At 64.9% G+C, this 15,485-nt stretch carries 15 protein-coding genes and 2 riboswitches; of the genes, 9 read left to right on the top strand and 6 right to left on the bottom strand.

Annotated features, from left to right (window positions below; translation table 11 throughout):
• Positions 1-649, bottom strand: a 649-nt coding sequence (locus B0G38_RS15340) for a transposase family protein (protein WP_461610104.1), incomplete at its 3' end; no start/stop codon positions are given.
• 104 nt (positions 650-753) lie between these two features.
• Complete coding sequence (locus B0G38_RS15335; protein ID WP_264670206.1) at positions 754-1,455, bottom strand: hypothetical protein; 702 nt, start codon at positions 1,453-1,455, stop codon at positions 754-756.
• A 208-nt stretch (positions 1,456-1,663) separates the two neighbouring features.
• Positions 1,664-1,763: riboswitch (glycine riboswitch) on the top strand.
• Positions 1,764-1,870: riboswitch (glycine riboswitch) on the top strand.
• A 50-nt stretch (positions 1,871-1,920) separates the two neighbouring features.
• Here B0G38_RS15335 and gcvP point away from each other — a divergent pair.
• The 5 genes from gcvP (at position 1,921) to B0G38_RS15310 (ending at position 9,083) form a co-directional block, all read left to right on the top strand.
• The gene (gene gcvP / locus B0G38_RS15330; protein WP_264670205.1) at positions 1,921-4,788 is read left to right on the top strand and encodes an aminomethyl-transferring glycine dehydrogenase; all 2,868 of its coding nucleotides are present in this window, start codon (positions 1,921-1,923) and stop codon (positions 4,786-4,788) included.
• A 16-nt stretch (positions 4,789-4,804) separates the two neighbouring features.
• Positions 4,805-5,941, top strand: coding sequence for a glycine cleavage system aminomethyltransferase GcvT (gene gcvT, locus B0G38_RS15325; protein ID WP_264670204.1), 1,137 nt, complete (start codon positions 4,805-4,807; stop codon positions 5,939-5,941).
• Positions 5,942-6,081: 140 nt separating this feature from the next.
• Positions 6,082-6,462 (top strand): glycine cleavage system protein GcvH, encoded by a 381-nt coding sequence (gcvH, locus tag B0G38_RS15320; protein ID WP_264670203.1) that lies wholly within the window; start codon positions 6,082-6,084, stop codon positions 6,460-6,462.
• 81 nt (positions 6,463-6,543) lie between these two features.
• Positions 6,544-7,959 (top strand): L-serine ammonia-lyase, encoded by a 1,416-nt coding sequence (locus B0G38_RS15315; RefSeq protein WP_264670202.1) that lies wholly within the window; start codon positions 6,544-6,546, stop codon positions 7,957-7,959.
• Positions 7,960-8,186: 227 nt separating this feature from the next.
• Positions 8,187-9,083, top strand: coding sequence for an SDR family oxidoreductase (locus tag B0G38_RS15310; protein ID WP_264670201.1), 897 nt, complete (start codon positions 8,187-8,189; stop codon positions 9,081-9,083).
• A 14-nt stretch (positions 9,084-9,097) separates the two neighbouring features.
• Here B0G38_RS15310 and B0G38_RS15305 read toward each other — a convergent pair whose 3' ends face one another.
• Together B0G38_RS15305 and B0G38_RS15300 are read right to left on the bottom strand one after the other, a co-directional pair.
• Positions 9,098-9,430, bottom strand: a complete 333-nt coding sequence (locus tag B0G38_RS15305; protein ID WP_264670200.1) for a hypothetical protein — start codon at positions 9,428-9,430, stop codon at positions 9,098-9,100.
• 216 nt (positions 9,431-9,646) lie between these two features.
• Positions 9,647-10,423 carry a hypothetical protein gene (locus tag B0G38_RS15300; protein WP_264670199.1) on the bottom strand — a complete coding sequence of 259 codons (777 nt, stop codon included), beginning with the start codon at positions 10,421-10,423 and terminating at the stop codon, positions 9,647-9,649.
• A gap of 240 nt (positions 10,424-10,663) precedes the next feature.
• Between B0G38_RS15300 and B0G38_RS15295 the strand changes: the two genes are divergently transcribed.
• From B0G38_RS15295 to B0G38_RS15280, 4 genes are all read left to right on the top strand, one after another.
• Entirely contained in the window at positions 10,664-11,311 is a 648-nt protein-coding gene (locus B0G38_RS15295; protein WP_264670198.1) for a dTMP kinase, read from the top strand.
• A 132-nt stretch (positions 11,312-11,443) separates the two neighbouring features.
• Positions 11,444-12,652 (top strand): MFS transporter, encoded by a 1,209-nt coding sequence (locus B0G38_RS15290; protein WP_264670197.1) that lies wholly within the window; start codon positions 11,444-11,446, stop codon positions 12,650-12,652.
• A 137-nt stretch (positions 12,653-12,789) separates the two neighbouring features.
• Positions 12,790-13,104, top strand: a complete 315-nt coding sequence (locus B0G38_RS15285; protein WP_264670196.1) for a PRC-barrel domain containing protein — start codon at positions 12,790-12,792, stop codon at positions 13,102-13,104.
• A gap of 178 nt (positions 13,105-13,282) precedes the next feature.
• Positions 13,283-14,173, top strand: coding sequence for an aldo/keto reductase (locus B0G38_RS15280; RefSeq protein ID WP_264670195.1), 891 nt, complete (start codon positions 13,283-13,285; stop codon positions 14,171-14,173).
• A gap of 13 nt (positions 14,174-14,186) precedes the next feature.
• Here the strand turns inward: B0G38_RS15280 and B0G38_RS15275 are convergent, their stop codons facing one another.
• Positions 14,187-15,041: a DNA-3-methyladenine glycosylase family protein gene (locus B0G38_RS15275; RefSeq protein WP_264670194.1), complete on the bottom strand. Its 855-nt coding sequence runs from the start codon at positions 15,039-15,041 to the stop codon at positions 14,187-14,189.
• Complete coding sequence (locus B0G38_RS15270; protein ID WP_264670193.1) at positions 15,042-15,434, bottom strand: universal stress protein; 393 nt, start codon at positions 15,432-15,434, stop codon at positions 15,042-15,044.
• Positions 15,435-15,485: the final 51 nt, after the last annotated feature.

The raw sequence follows: 15,485 nt of genomic DNA, 5'->3' as shown, positions 1-15,485 counted from the left end.
CGGGCTGGAGTCCTTTGAGGGTGGAGAGGGCATCGGTGACCAGGCGTTTGGCGCCGCGGCCCGAGTTCGCCGCGCCCTTGCGCAGGCGCTGGGCGGCGATCACCGGGGCGGTGTGCTTCGTCGAGAGGGTGGCCAGCAGCGCGTTCAGGCCGCGGACGCCGGAATAGCCGTAGCCGGATCCCTGCTTCGCGTAGCCGTGGACTTCGATGATCGTGTCATCGACATCGACGAACACGAAGTCCTCCGGACCGGTGGAGCCCAGCAACGGGGCCCGCGCACCCAGATTGATCAGGAAACGCGAGGCGACCGCGTCGAGCTGGCGCACGTGCCCGAACGTGAAGGAGCGCAGGAACGAGCCCAGCGTGGACGGCGCGTAGCAGGCCTTGAAAAGACGTTTCATCCCGCCGTGGCGCAACAGCGCCATGTCATCGATCGAATCCGCGCCGGCGACCATCCCCGCGACCAGCGAAGCGATCTTCAACCCGGCGTTCGCGCCCTTGTCGGTGGGCACCGACAGCCACTGATCCGCCAGCTCCTGCAATCCGGCGTCCCGGGCCAACGTCATCACCGGCAGCAGCCCGGCGGCGGACACGAGGTTCGGTTCGTCGAAGGAAACTGACACGGCGGAACGATTATGGGAAACTTGCATCTGCGAGATGTCCTTCGATTTCAGGAAATTTGTTCTGTGGTAAGTCAAATTTTCCCTGAAACGACGGACATTTCGTGTTTAAAACGCCGAAGACGACCCGAACCTCATCGGTGGATCAAAGCTAAGCCGAGGATCGGGAACGGGAACTTCGCCGTGGCCTCCTTGATCGCGGCGAACACCCATTTCTGGGCCTTGTTTTTCACCGAGACGGTCTCCGTCCAGCCCGTGGCGATGTCCGTGATGTCCAGAGTGAAGCAGAACTCACCCCGCGAATTCCCGCCTTCGTGGCCGACCAGATCGATCTCCACGAAACCAGGCCGGGCGTCGTCCCATTCGGCCCAGGTCCGCATCGGAATCGAGTCCTTGAGCAGGGAACCGGGCTTGGTATGCGACCTGCCGTGGACGGTGAGTTTGGCCCGGTCCCCGGCAAGCCGCCGGTCGATCGTGGCAGGCGCGATGCGCAGCAGCAGCCCGGCTGTCTGGTCATCGATCCGGAGCTCTTCGAACCGGCGCAGCCGCGGGACCAGGTCCGGCAGCGCAGCGGCCAGCAGACGCCCGCACGGGGTGCCCTGGACCGCCCAGCAGAGCCGCAGGGCTTCGACCACCGCCTCGCCGTACAGCGGCGGCCGCGGGGGCCTAGCCCTGACCGGCTTGAGCGCCAGTGCCAGGCGCAGCGCCTTGCGGGCGTGGTCGCGGTGCCAGCCGGTCACCGCGCACAGCTCATCCAGGATGGACTTCTTCGAGGCCCTGTCCGCCCTGGCGTAGCGGGTGGCGATGGTCTTCGTGACGGCTCTGCGTTCGCTCATCGTAAGCTCCATGGCTCAGAGTGCCGGGCACGCAACCGCGTGCCCGGCAGACACACCGCTACGCGGGCATTATCAAATGATTCTTCGATAGCAGCTACGCGGGCATCTTTGATGAGTCAACGCGCCGCCTTGTTTGTGTTCCCTCTCACCGGCTACCATTCAAGAAGATAGAACGCACTTCAAAAGTGTCATAACTGCATACTGCCTTCGAATTGCGGCGGGAGAGTCCTGCTGGGTACATATCAGCGGGCGCCGTAGGAGCAATACCTCCCCAGGAATCTCTCAGGCCCCTGTACCGCCGCAGACAGGCAACTCTGGAAAGTGGTCGGCCTTTACGGCGCGGCTCACCGACGGTGCAAGCGGAACTTGGAAAGGTTTTCGCGGAATCTCTCAGGTCCAATACAGAGCGGGGAGGAACCCGATCCACCTGGTACCACCGTGCCAGCCAATAACTGGAGTTCCTTCATGACGGTTCAACCCACCATTGCGACATTCGCCGAGCGCCACATCGGCCCGCGCAACAGCGACGCCGAGACCATGCTCAAGCAGCTTGGCTACACCAGCCTCGAAGACCTGGTCGACACGGCCGTTCCGGCGGACATCCGCCAGAGTGCGCCGCTTGAGTTGCCGGCTGCCCGCAGCGAAGCCGAGGTCCTCGCGGATCTGCGCGCCCTCGCCGCCAAGAACATCACCGCCGTGCAAATGATCGGCCAGGGCTACTACGACACCATCACGCCGCCGGTGATCCGCCGCAATGTTGTGGAATCCCCTGCCTGGTACACCGCCTACACGCCCTACCAGCCGGAGATCTCCCAGGGCCGGCTGGAGGCGCTGCTGAACTTCCAGACCATGGTTTCCGACTTGACCGGCCTGGAAATCGCCAACGCTTCCCTGCTGGACGAAGCTACCGCCGTGGCTGAAGCCGTGCTGCTGATGCGCCGCGCCAACAAGAAGCACGCCGACGGCAAGACCGTACTGGACGCAGACCTGCTGCCGCAGACCATCGCCGTCGTCAAGGGCCGCGCCGAAGCGCTGGACTTCGAGATCGAGGTTGCCGACCTCTCCGCTGGGCTTCCCGAGGGCGAGATCTCCGGCATTGTGCTGCAGCAGCCGGGCGTGTCCGGCCATGTGGCCGACCACAGCAAGGTGATCGCGGATGCGAAGGAACGCGGAGCCATGGTCACCGTGGCTGCGGACCTGCTGGCTCTGACCCTGATCACGCCTCCCGGGGAGCAGGGCGCGGATATCGCCGTCGGAAATACCCAGCGTTTCGGTGTTCCGCTGTTCTTCGGCGGACCGCACGCCGCCTACATGGCTGTGCACAAGGGCGTGGAGCGCCAGCTGCCCGGCCGCCTCGTGGGAGTCTCCAAGGACAACGCCGGCATGCCTGCCTACCGCCTGGCGCTGCAGACGCGCGAACAGCACATCCGCCGCGAGAAGGCCACGTCCAACATCTGCACCGCGCAGGCCCTGCTGGCCATCGTCGCCGGCATGTACGGCGTCTACCACGGGCCGGAAGGCTTGAAGGCCATTGCGCAGCACGCCAACAATCAGGCACGTGCACTCGCCTCCGTCCTCAAGGGCGCCGGACTGGAACTGGTCAGCGAGCACTTCTTCGACACGCTGACGGTCAAGGTCCCGGGCAAGGCAGCCGACGTCATCAAGGCCGCCGAGGCCAAGGGCATTAACCTGCGCGTCATCGATGCCGATCACGTGGGCATCTCCACCGGCGAATCGACGACGCCGGAGCACCTGTCTGCTGTGGCCGAGGCATTCGGTGTGGCCGATGCAGCCGAGGATATCGCGGCGGGCCTGTCGGCTGCGACGGAGGGCTTCGGACTGGAGCAGGGCATGCAGCGCACCTCTTCCTACATGCAGCATCCGGTCTTCCACAGCCACCGCTCCGAAACCCAGATGCTGCGCTACCTGCGCCGCCTCTCGGACCGGGACCTGGCGCTGGACCGCACCATGATCCCGCTGGGTTCCTGCACCATGAAGCTCAACGCCACGGCCGAGATGGAATCCATGACCTGGCCGGAGTTCGCCTCCATCCACCCCTTCGCTCCGGCGCACCAGACGAAGGGCTGGCGCGAACTGATCGAGGATCTGGAAGCACGCCTGTCCACCATTACCGGCTACGCGGGCGTCTCAATCCAGCCGAACGCCGGCTCCCAGGGCGAATACGCCGGGCTGCTGGCCATCCGCCGCTACCACCTGTCCCGCGGCGATGAGCAGCGCAACGTCTGCCTGATTCCGGCATCGGCCCACGGCACCAACGCCGCTTCGGCCGTGCTCGCAGGGATGAAGGTTGTCGTCGTCGCTACGGCGCAGGACGGCACCATCGACCACGCCGATCTGAACGCCAAGATCGAGCAGCACAAGGACAGCCTGTCCGCCATCATGATCACCTACCCGTCCACCCACGGGGTGTACGACGCCGATGTCCGCCAGGTCTGCGACGCCGTCCACACGGCCGGCGGCCAGGTCTACATCGATGGCGCCAACCTCAACGCCCTCGTGGGGCTGGCCCAGCCGGGTAAGTTCGGCGGCGACGTGTCGCACCTGAACCTGCACAAGACCTTCTGCATCCCGCACGGCGGCGGCGGCCCCGGCGTCGGCCCGGTTGCGGTGGCCGAGCACTTGGTGCCGTTCCTGCCGGGCAACGCCGCACTGGCCGAGCACGAAGGCAAGGGCGTGCCGGTCTCGGCTTCCGAGTACGGCTCGGCCGGCGTACTGCCGATCTCCTGGGCCTACGTGGCCATGATGGGTGCCGAAGGGCTGACCAACGCGACCAAGACCGCGCTGCTTGCGGGCAACTACATCGCCTCCCGGCTGAACGAGTACTTCCCGGTGCTGTACACGGGCAACGACGGTCTGGTGGCGCACGAATGCATCCTGGACCTGCGCGAACTCACCGCCAAGTCCGGCGTCACTGCCGAGGATGTTGCCAAGCGCCTGATCGACTTCGGCTTCCACGCCCCGACGCTGTCCTTCCCGGTGGCAGGTACGTTGATGGTCGAGCCGACCGAGTCCGAAGATCTCGCCGAGATCGAGCGCTTCATCGAAGCCATGATCACCATCCGCGGCGAGATCGACCAGGTCATCAAGGGCGACTTCAGCGTCGAGGAGAGCCCGCTGCGGCTGTCCCCGCACACCGCAGCCGCTGTCATCAGCAGCGACTGGGACCGCAAGTACTCCCGCGAACAGGGCGTCTTCCCGGTGCCGAGCCTGAAGCAGGACAAGTATTTTGCGCCGGTGGGACGCATCGACGGCGCCGCCGGCGACCGTAACCTGGTCTGCTCCTGCCCGCCCATCGAAGAGTTCGCAAACTAGAGGAAGGTTCCAGACCATGAGCGCTGAAACCGCTACGAAGCAGTACACCGCCCTGTATGAAGAGCACCAGAAGCTTGGCGCCTCCTTCACGGACTTTGGCGGCTGGCAGATGCCGCTGAAATACCAGAGCGAGCTGGCCGAGCACCATGCCGTGCGACAGGCTGCCGGCCTGTTCGACCTCTCCCACATGGGCGAGGTCTGGGTCACCGGTCCCGACGCCGGGAAGTTCCTCGACTTTGCGCTGGTGAGCCGGCTCTCCGCCGTCGCGGTGGGCAAGGCCAAGTATTCGCTGATCTGCAACGAAGACGGCGGCATCATCGATGACCTGATCAGCTACCGCCGCGCGGAAGAGAAGTTCCTCGTGGTGCCGAACGCCGGCAACGCCAAGGCTGTGGCCGAGGCTCTGGCCGAGCGCGCCGGGGACTTCGACGTGACAGTGGAAGACGTCACCGCGTCCATCTCGCTGGTGGCTGTCCAGGGACCCAACTCCGTGGCCATCCTGAAGCAGCTGGTGGCCGCGGCCGACCACGCCGTGGTGACCGAGATGAAGTACTACGCTGCGGACGAGGTCCACTTCACCGTGAGCGGGGCTCCGCTCAGGCTGCTGCTGGCCCGCACCGGCTACACCGGCGAAGACGGGTTCGAGATCTACGTCCCGAACGAGAACGCCGCTTCGCTGTGGTCCGCCCTGCTGTCGGCAGGCAAGGACTTCGATCTGGTGCCCGCGGGCCTCGCCGCCCGCGATTCGCTGCGGCTGGAGGCCGGTATGCCGCTCTACGGCAACGAGCTGTCCCTGGAAGTCAGCCCGTACGACGCCGGACTCGGTCCGATCGTCGCGCTGAAGAAGGAAGGCGAGTTTGTCGGCCGTGCCGCGCTCGAAGCCCAGAAGGAACGCGGCTCCAAGCGCAAGCTGGTCGGGCTGAAGGGCCTTGGCCGCCGCGCTGCCCGCTCGCACTACCCGGTCTCCAAGGACGGCCAGACCGTCGGAGAAGTGACCTCGGGCCAGCCCAGCCCCACGCTCGGCTACCCCGTAGCGCTGGCCTATGTCGATATCGAGCACATCGAACCCGGCACCCGGCTTGACGTTGACCTGCGCGGCAAGCCCGAGCCGTTCGAGGTCGTGGCACTGCCCTTCTACAAGCGCGACAAGTAAGCAAACCTGCCGCGAAGCAGTCGGCAATAATTCAGACGTAGGACACTGCCGCCCGTTCCTCGGTGCGGCGGTGCGCTTACGGATTTTTGCCGGCGGCCGCTGTTCTTTCTGTATTTCCCCTCTTTCGAAAGGTTCTACCCATGAGCACAGTTCTTTCCAACCTGCGTTACTCCGAAGAGCACGAGTGGGTGGATGCTTCCAGCCCGGTCAAGGTCGGCCTCTCGCAGGTCGCCACCGACGCCCTCGGCGACGTGGTCTACGTTGACCTGCCCGAGGTCGGCTCCACGATCACCGCCGGCGAAACCTGCGGCGAGGTGGAGTCCACCAAGTCCGTCTCCGACATCTACGCACCGGTTTCCGGCGAGATCACCGAGGTCAACCAGGCCGCCATCGATGATCCGGCCCTGCTGAACTCGGATCCGTATGGCAAGGGCTGGCTGTTCACCGTCAACGTTTCGGAAGAGGGCCCCCTGCTCTCGGCCGAGGATTACAGTTCCAAGAACGGCGGCGAGCTGTCCTAACAGCCGCTGGTACCGCCGTCGTTATTCATCGTCTCTAACCGGAAGCGGCAGCAAGCCGCCGAAGGGCATTAAGGAGCCATCATGGCTGTAGGCGTATTCGACCTCTTTACCGTGGGCATCGGTCCCTCCAGTTCGCACACTGTCGGCCCGATGCGGGCGGCCGCCGTCTTTGCCGAGGAGCTGGTTTCAACCGGTGTGCTGGACCGCGTGGCCGGGCTGCGGGTGGACCTGTACGGGTCCCTCGCGGCTACCGGCCGCGGCCACGGCACCTTCACTGCGGTGATGCTGGGGCTGGAGGGTTTCCACCCCGAACAGATCCTGCCGGATGAAGTAGATTCGCGACTGGCAGACATGGCCTCAACCGGCGAGCTGCAGCTGTGCTCGCAGATTGAGGGCTCGGCCGGTGTGGTCCTGAACTACAAGGTCGAGGACATGGTGCAGCATCCGCTCACGGTGCTGCCCCGGCACACTAATGGGATGAAATTCCAGGTGACCGACGACGCCGGTGCAGTCCTTCACGAGGCAACGTTCTTTTCCGTGGGCGGCGGCTTCATTGTCCGCGACGGCGAGGAAGACGAAGCCGCGCGGGAGCTGGACGCCTCCAAGGAGGAGCTGCCGTACCCCTTCCGGACGGCGGCGGAACTGCTGGAACACTGCCGCAACACCGGCCTGGGCATCAGCGACATCATGATGCTCAACGAGAAGGCTTCGCGCTCCGAGGCGGACATCCGTGCCGGCCTGATCCACATCTGGCAGGTGATGGAGGAATGCAAGGACTCCGCCATCAAGCGCGAAGGCGTCTTGCCCGGGGGACTGAACGTCCGCCGTCGGGCGCCTGACTGGCATGACCGGCTGCGCAAGGAAGACAAGGACCGGGACCACAAGTACTGGCAGGAATGGGTGAACCTCGTGGCGCTGGCCGTGAACGAGGAGAACGCTTCCGGCGGGCGGGTGGTCACGGCACCGACCAACGGCGCGGCGGGCATTATTCCAGCGGTCATGTTCTATGCCACGCACTACGCTCCGGGCATGGAGAAGGCGACGCAGGCTGATAAGGACGACGTCATCGTGAAGTTCCTGCTGGCGGCCGCCGCCGTCGGTGTGCTGTACAAGGAGCAGGCTTCCATCTCCGGCGCCGAGGTCGGTTGCCAGGGCGAAGTGGGTTCCGCTTCCTCCATGGCCGCTGCAGGCCTGGCCGAGGTCATGGGCGGCAGCCCCGCGCATGTGGAAAACGCCGCGGAGATCGCAATGGAGCACAACCTGGGGCTGACCTGCGACCCGATTGGCGGCCTGGTGCAGGTGCCGTGTATCGAGCGCAATGCGATCGGTGCCGCCAAGGCCGTGAACGCGGCCAAGATGGCTTTGTGGGGCGATGGCACGCACCGTGTCTCGCTGGACGAGGTCATCATCACCATGCGCGAAACAGGCAAGGACATGAGCTCCAAGTACAAGGAAACCGCGATGGGCGGCCTGGCCGTCAACGTGGTGGAGTGCTAAGAGACCACGGGTAACCCTTTAGATGGATTGGACGGCCGCGGCATTGCCGCGGCCGTTCAGTCTTTCCGGACGATCCTGAGGTGGAAGTCAGCGTGGTGCGCCCATTAGCCGCAGCCACAGCGGCAAGTACATCTCCATGCCGCGCGCGGCGCTCCGGGATTGACACCCGAACTGTGACCAATAGGCTGGTAAGCAAGCTTAGTTTTACCTACCGGATTGGAGCAGTAATGGGTCAGGACCAATACACCTTCCAGGATCCCGTCAAGCGCTATCCCAGCATCGAACCGCCCAAGCAGGACCAGCCGGAGCCCGGTCTGGACAAGGAACTGGTGCCCCATACCGACCGCGGCGAGGATACCTACCGCGGGACGGGCAGGCTGAAGGGCCGTAAAGCGCTGATCACGGGATCGGATTCCGGCATCGGTGCCGCGGTGGCGATCGCCTTCGCGCGTGAGGGCGCGGATGTGGCCTTGTCCTACCTGCCGGAAGAGGAAGAGGACGCCAAGGTCGTGGCCCGGGTGATCGAGGAGGCGGGGCAGAAGGCAGTCCAGCTGCCGGGCGACCTGACCGATTCAAACACCTGCCGCGAACTGGTCAAGAACGCTGTGGAAGGCCTCGGCGGTCTGGATATCCTGGTCAATAACGCCGGCCGGCAGATCGCCGTCGAGAAGCTTGAAGACCTCAGCGACGAGCAGTTCGACACCACCTTCAAGACCAATATCTATGCATTCTTCTGGATCACCAAAGCGGCCCTGCCGCACCTGCAGCCCGGCTCCAGCATTATCAATACGACGTCGATCCAGGCGTACCAGCCCTCGCCTACCCTGATTGACTACGCGGCGACCAAGGGGGCGATTAATAACTTCACCAAGGGCCTGGCGCAGCAGTTGGCGCCGCGAGGCATCCGGGTGAATGCGGTTGCCCCGGGGCCGTTCTGGACTCCGCTGCAGGTCAGCGATGGGCAGCCTAAGGAGGCCCTGCCGAAGTTCGGAAAGTCCACGCCGATCGGGCGCGCCGGGCAGCCTACCGAGCTCGCCCCGGCGTACGTGTTCCTGGCGTCGTCGGAATCCAGCTACGTCATGGGCGAGACATTGAACGTCAACGGCGGCTCGCCCTCGCCGTAGCGGACGGGTGCGGGCTAGTAGACGCTCAGGTACTGGGCGGCTTCGGTCAGGCCGAGCTGTTCGCCGAACTGCACCATGGCCAGTACGGAGCCGACCATGAGGGCGCCGAGTCCAGCGCAGGCTGCCGACATGATGCCGAGGACCTTGCAGTCCTCCGAGGTGAGGCCTGTCCGGCCTGCCGGCAAAGCGAGATCCGCGGTGATGAGGTTCGGGGCCCGGTCCACGGTGCCGTCATCCAGAACGGCGACCACCGAGTTCGACGCACGGTCCAGCCGCATGGACGCAATGCTGCGGCCGTGACGGGCCAGCAGGATATCGTGACCGACGTGCTGACGAGTGCGAAGCATTTTTCCTCCGAAAGGTAGAGTGCCTGAAAAAGGCGGGAAGCGAAGTGTGAAGTAGGCGGGCCTACACGATCTGTGGCCCTGATTCAATTTTAGTTAAGATGGCCTGACACAACTGACCAAAACGAGGTGAATCCGGCCACCACAGCGGGTGAAGTTGGCCTCACAGGACAGTGACTGCGGTCATCAAATAGATAAGGCGCAGCCATGCGTCGCTTCTTAGGAGGCGATGTCCCGCCGGTCCTGGATCGGCTGTGGAACTGCGGCAGAAGCCGGCGGCCGGTTAGGGATGGGAGGCCGCCGCACCGGGATGGGCGTGCGTGCACGCGCAGGTCGATCCTGCCCGGCGGCGGGAGACTGAATCTCGGCAGCTTCGGCAGCTTCGGCAGCTTCGGCAGCTTCGGCACGGGAGAGCGGGCCGGCGCCTGCCCCGAGTACGTCTTGACGTTGCAGACCCGGTATCCTGCGGGCGGCGGAACGGCGGAACCTGCGAGTCGCCTGTCGCGTCCAGGCGGCAACCGGCCGGACAACCGACGCGGTCGTGCGTCGGGCGGCAGTAAGAAGCCGGGCACGGAGACCTGGGAGCCGCGCTGAAATATAGGTGCGGACCGCGTGCAACGATAAACCATTTGGCCGTGGCGAGCCGGTTCGAACCATGCGGGCCTTGATGCGAAGCTGCCGCAGCACAAAGGCAATAGCCTCATTCGAGCGCTCACGCATGGTTCCGTATGCGGCCTCGCGCTGGGACTTGTCCGGCCAGTTGGCCAGAAGGACCATGATGGCGGTCAGGGCAACGAGCAGGGATACCAAAACGAGCACGGCGCCGCCGTAGAAGACGACCACCATTGCTTTGGGTGATTCGAAGATAGCGGCGATGAACCCTGCGCTGCCGAGCAGGAGCCAGAGCCAGAACGCCGCGACGGCAATCAGTGCTACGCCGGCACGTTTGAACTGGCGCAGCGCCCCGCGGGCGCGCCACGATTCGTCAGCCTCCACGCAACCTTCCCCCAACTCAGGCCCCTTGTCGGGGCCGCCCAGGTTGATCATAGTTGGGCCAGGATGATAAGCCGGGCAGAATCGCACTGGCGCGCCGGTGTGTCGTTCGTTCCCGTCTCGACTGTTTCTGCTAAGCGCCCGCTCAACAGGAACCAACAGTATTCACTCAGGAACCCCACAGACTCTCCCTATGGGAACCCGCTAAAGTAGATGCTCCGCCTAGGAAAGGAGTCACCGCCCATGCCAGCACGCCATCGCCAGTCCGCGCCGTTGCGAATCGCACTGATTGGTATTGACGGCGCCGGAAAAACGACGGCGGCGCGTTACCTGGCGGATCAGCTCACCTTGGGCGGGGCTCAGGTACGGCTGTGCCGGAACCCCGGCGGACGCCGGACGCTGGATACTCTTGCCCGCAGGCTCGGTAGCAGCGCGGAAAAGATGCTCGGTGCCCGGCTGCTCAGCCGCTATGAAACGGTGGTCCGGGCCTTCGCCCTGCTCGGCAGCCTTGCCTCCACTGCCCCTGCCGACGTCGAAATCCACGACCGGTACCTGTATTGCCAGCTGGCGGCGAACGCGAAACGCGGGGTCGAACCGGGACTCTTGCTGCGCCTGCTCCGGAAATTCGTGCCCCGGCCGGACTTCGTGCTCTATTTCGAGATTTCTCCCGCCCGCGCACTGGAGCGCATCCAGGTCCGCGGCACCGATACCGAAACGCTGGAGGACCTGCGCGACCTGGACGCGGCCTACCGCAGCTTGACGGACTTCGGCAACTTCCGCCTCGTGCAGGCCGATCGGCCGGTGCAGGACATCCACCGCCAGATCGAGGCGATCTGCAAGCCCGCCCTTCTGGCCGCGCAAGAGGCCACGGCACCCGCCTGTCGGACCTGAGTGCCAGAATCGTAGCGCTGCCGATGCATAGAGTGCCGGGGTCATAGCGTTGCCGGGCAGAGCTGGGTTTGCGGGCGCGATAACCTGCAAAGGAGCAGATAAGGCTCCAGTCGAGCAGGAGACCAAGTACCTATGACCAAGCAGCCAACCGGCGCCTTACTGTTTGTCCTCAGCTGCGCCATGGGCGTAGGCCCGCTGCTGAATTACGGGTTGAGCGCCACGAGCCCGCTGATCATCACTGATCTGGGCATCAGCGAGTCACAATTCGGCCTGCTGGCAACGGCAATTTTTGCCAGTGCGGCTGTCTGCAGCATGTGGCTGGGCCGGCTCAGCGACCGCATTTCCAACCGCGCGCAGTTGATCCTGATCTTCGCCGGCACCACGGTGGCCCTGGTGATAGCCTCGCTGGCGCACCACTATTTTGTCCTGCTCGTCGCTGCGCTGCTCGCCGGTCCCGCCCAGGCCATCTCGAACCCCACCACCAACCGCATCATCATCCACCATGTGACGGCGACCAAACGTCCCGGCTGGATCGGCGTGAAACAGTCCGGCGTACAAGGCAGCCAGCTTTTCGCCGGCCTGTTCTTCCCTCCGGTCGCGCTCTGGCTGGGCTGGCAGGGAGCCACCGCACTTGCCGCGGTCGTCGCCGTCGGGCTGTTGCTGTACGGCCTGCGGCAGTTGCCGGAGGAGAAGCCAATAACGACGGCGGCTCCCGGCCGCGCAGCTGCTCCGCCGACCGTGGACCAAGCCAAGGGATATCCGCTGGCTGTATGGCTGTTTGCCGGCTACGCGTTGCTGACGGGGCTCGGCATGCAGGCCACCAACGTGTATCTGCCGCTGTTCACCGTCCGCGAGTTGGACTTCTCGCTGCTGCTTGGTGGCGTGGCCGCAGGCGTCTCCGGCGTGGTTGGCGTGACATCGCGCATTTTGTGGGGTCGCGAGATGGCCAAGGGGAGGCGGGCATCCACCCTGCTCGTCCTGCTGGGGCTCGGCGCGCTGCTCGGTGCGGCGGCGCTGCTGGGGGCCGGCGAATTGCGGAGCCCGCTGCTGCTCTGGCTTGGAGTCGCGCTGCACGGGGCCACGGTGCTGGGAACCAACGTTGTGGTGATGGCCGGCGTCATGAAGGTGGTGCCGGCGGCGCGTGTAGGTTCTGCCTCCGGCGTGGTCTCGATGGGAATGTATGCCGGGTTCGCCGCAGGCCCGCTGCTGATGGGTCTGCTGCTGGAAGGCAGCGGCAGCTTCCGCTCCGGCTGGGTGGTGGTCGGTGCCGGTTACCTGCTTTGCGTCTTGCTGGCCCTGGTGCTGCGGCGCCACGGCAATCGGCACGGCGTCCCGAAGTAACGGCGCGGTAAAACTCCCGCGGTTCGGTCGAGCCGCCGTTCGGAAGGTAATTGACAAGTCAAGCGTCACTGCTAAGTTCGTGGGTAAGTTTACTTTCTGACTGGGAAAGCATGCTGTCCATCATGAAGGAGCATCCGATGACGCAACGGCAGGATATCCACGAGCTGCAGGACGCTACGGCGTGGGACAGCAAGGACCACAAGCTGGGATTGGTAGGACAGGTCCACCGGGACAAGGACACGGGCCGGCTGGCATGGATCACCGTTGCGCTGGGACTGTTGGAAACGCGCGAACACTTCATCCCGCTCGCCGGGGCGAGAGTTGAAGGCACAAACGTCCACGTGGCCTATGACCATGACACCATCAAGGATTCCCCGGAGATCGACATCGAACCGGAAATGGGTCTCTCTCCCGAGGACGAGGCGAAGCTGAGCCGCTACTACGGACTCTAACCCGGAGTCCGGATTCCCAAACTCCCGGTCCGGTGGGCCTGGGGAGTCGGGAACAATCACTCCGATGTGGGCCGGCAACTGCTCGGCATCGCCGCCACCGGTCGGTGCTGGTGCTGCCACACCGGAGCAATGAAGAGGGTCAATGAAACAGCGGGGGCTTGGGAAATCCGGACTATTAGTGTCCGAAATCAGCTTTGGTGCCGGCGGCTACTGGGGCATGAAGGCTTTCAGCGAACGGCAGGCGGGGCGTCTGGTGGAGCAAGCCCTGGATGGCGGCGTCAACCTTTTCGATACCGGCCCCAACTACAGCCGCGGCAACGCCGAGGAGCGCCTGGGCCGCATTCTCAAGGGCCGGGGACGGGACCTCATCATTTCCACCAAGGTCGGTTCCCTGTGGTCCGGCGGGCGAAATGTGAAGGACTTTTCGCCGCGGGCCATTGAGCAGAGCCTGCAGGAGAGTCTCAGGCGCCTGCAACTGGATCACCTGCCGCTGCTGGACTTCCACGGCTTTCCCCACCCTGCCGATCCAGCTATCGAATCAGTCCTTAAACTCAAAGACAAGGGCATGATCGGGGCGCTGGGCCTATCGACGGGAGCCGGTGGCGCGAAACGGGCGCTGAAGCTCGGCATCTTCGACGCCTTGATGATTGAATACAACCTGCTTGACCGTTCTTTGGAGCCGCTCATCACCAGGGCAGGGTCGGCAGGCATGGGGATCATAGTCAAGTCACCGCTGGCCCAGACCTTATACTCGCGGAACATCTTTAGGCTCACGACGCTCAGCGACGTGTGGTATCTGGCCCGTGCCCTGAAGAACCATCGGCCCAAGTTCATCCGGGGCCGGAGGTTCCGGTTCATCAACGAAGTCGAAGGGCTCAAGGCCAGTGAGATAGCCCTGGCCTTCGTGCTCAACAACGAGAACGTCACCAGCGCCGTCGTGGGCACAGTCAGGCCCGAGCATCTGAAGACCGATCTCGGGGCGTCGGAGCTCAAGCTTCCGGCGGGGCTGCTGCGACGGATCGAGGAGGCTGGATCCCGGGGCGTTCGTGCTGACTCCACTGGCGCCTAGCCATGGACGAGGGTTAGGCAATATAGGCGGCGGCTGTCCAGAGCTGGAAGACAGCGTAAGCGCGCAAGGGACGCCAAGCCTCGCCATGGGCACTGACCTCCTGGACCGAGCGGGCGCCAAGGGCACGTTTGAGCACCAGGTCGCCCTCCGGATAGGCGTCGCGGTCTCCGAGTGCACGCATGGCCAGATAGTCCACGGTCCAGGGGCCGATGCCGGGAAGCGCGAGCAGGCGCCCGCGGATCCCGGCATGGTCGCCTTCCGGATCAATGGCCAGGCCGTCGGCACAGGCGTCTGCCAGGGCCTGGACTGTGCGCGAGCGTGCTCCGGTGAGCCCGACGGTCTGCTGGATCCGTTCGGCTCCTGCAGCCGCCAGGGTGGAAGGGGCCGGGAAGAGGTGCAGGCCGGCGGGGCCGGGATCGCCGAAGGCGCTGACGAGCCTGCCGGCAAAGGTCCGTGCGGCGGCAAGCGAGACCTGCTGGCCGAGGACCGTGCAGACGGCTCCTTCGAAGCCGTCCAGGTAACCGGGAATCCGAAGGCCAGGACGTGCCGCGAGGAGTGGACCGACCAGCGGATCCTGCCCCAGTACGTCGCGGACCGTGTCCGGGTCCGTGTCCAGATCAAGCCAGCGGCGCACCGCCATCGTTATGATGGCAGCGGTGGCGGGATCATCGGTTTCCACTGACAGGGACGGACCGCCGGGGCCGAAGCGCACAGTGCCGGCGACCGGGCCTGACGGTGTGGCGAAGAGCCTCGTGTGGGTGCCGGCCTCGACGTCCGTTGTTTCGAGGCCCGGCACGGCATGGGCGGCCAAGGCCGCCAGCGCCGCACCGGCATCGAACGGAGGCAGGACGTCCAGCGAGACCTCCACTTAGCGGGCTTTGACCGCCAGCACGGGACAGTCCACGGTGAGCAGGATTTCCTGGGCGGTGCTGCCCATGATGAGTTTGCCGACCGGAGTGCGCTTGCGCAGGCCGATGACCAGCAGCGAGGCAGGCAGGCTCTCGGCCAGCTCCTGGATCTCCTCCACCGCGTCCTTGCCACGGACAAACTGCTTGAATTCGGCATCCAGGCCGGAGTTGTTCAGCTCGCGGGTGACCCATTCGGCGTCGTGCGCATCTGCCAGCGAGGTATCTCTAGTCGGGCCTCCAGGGCTGGCATTGACAACGACCAGCTTCTCGTTCTGGGCGGTGGCCATCTGGATACCTTTGGACAGAGCGGCACGGCCTTCCGGGCGCGGCGCGTAGGCGACAAGTATGGTCACGACTTCTCCTTCGAACAGCACGTGTCAACGTCTTGCCCGGACAGCATCGTT

Origin of the sequence: Crystallibacter permensis, from assembly GCF_025960875.1 — a bacterium.
Taxonomy (GTDB): domain Bacteria; phylum Actinomycetota; class Actinomycetes; order Actinomycetales; family Micrococcaceae; genus Crystallibacter; species Crystallibacter permensis.
Note: the sequence above shows the minus strand (reverse complement) of the source record. Positions and strands in the feature narration are given on the sequence as shown.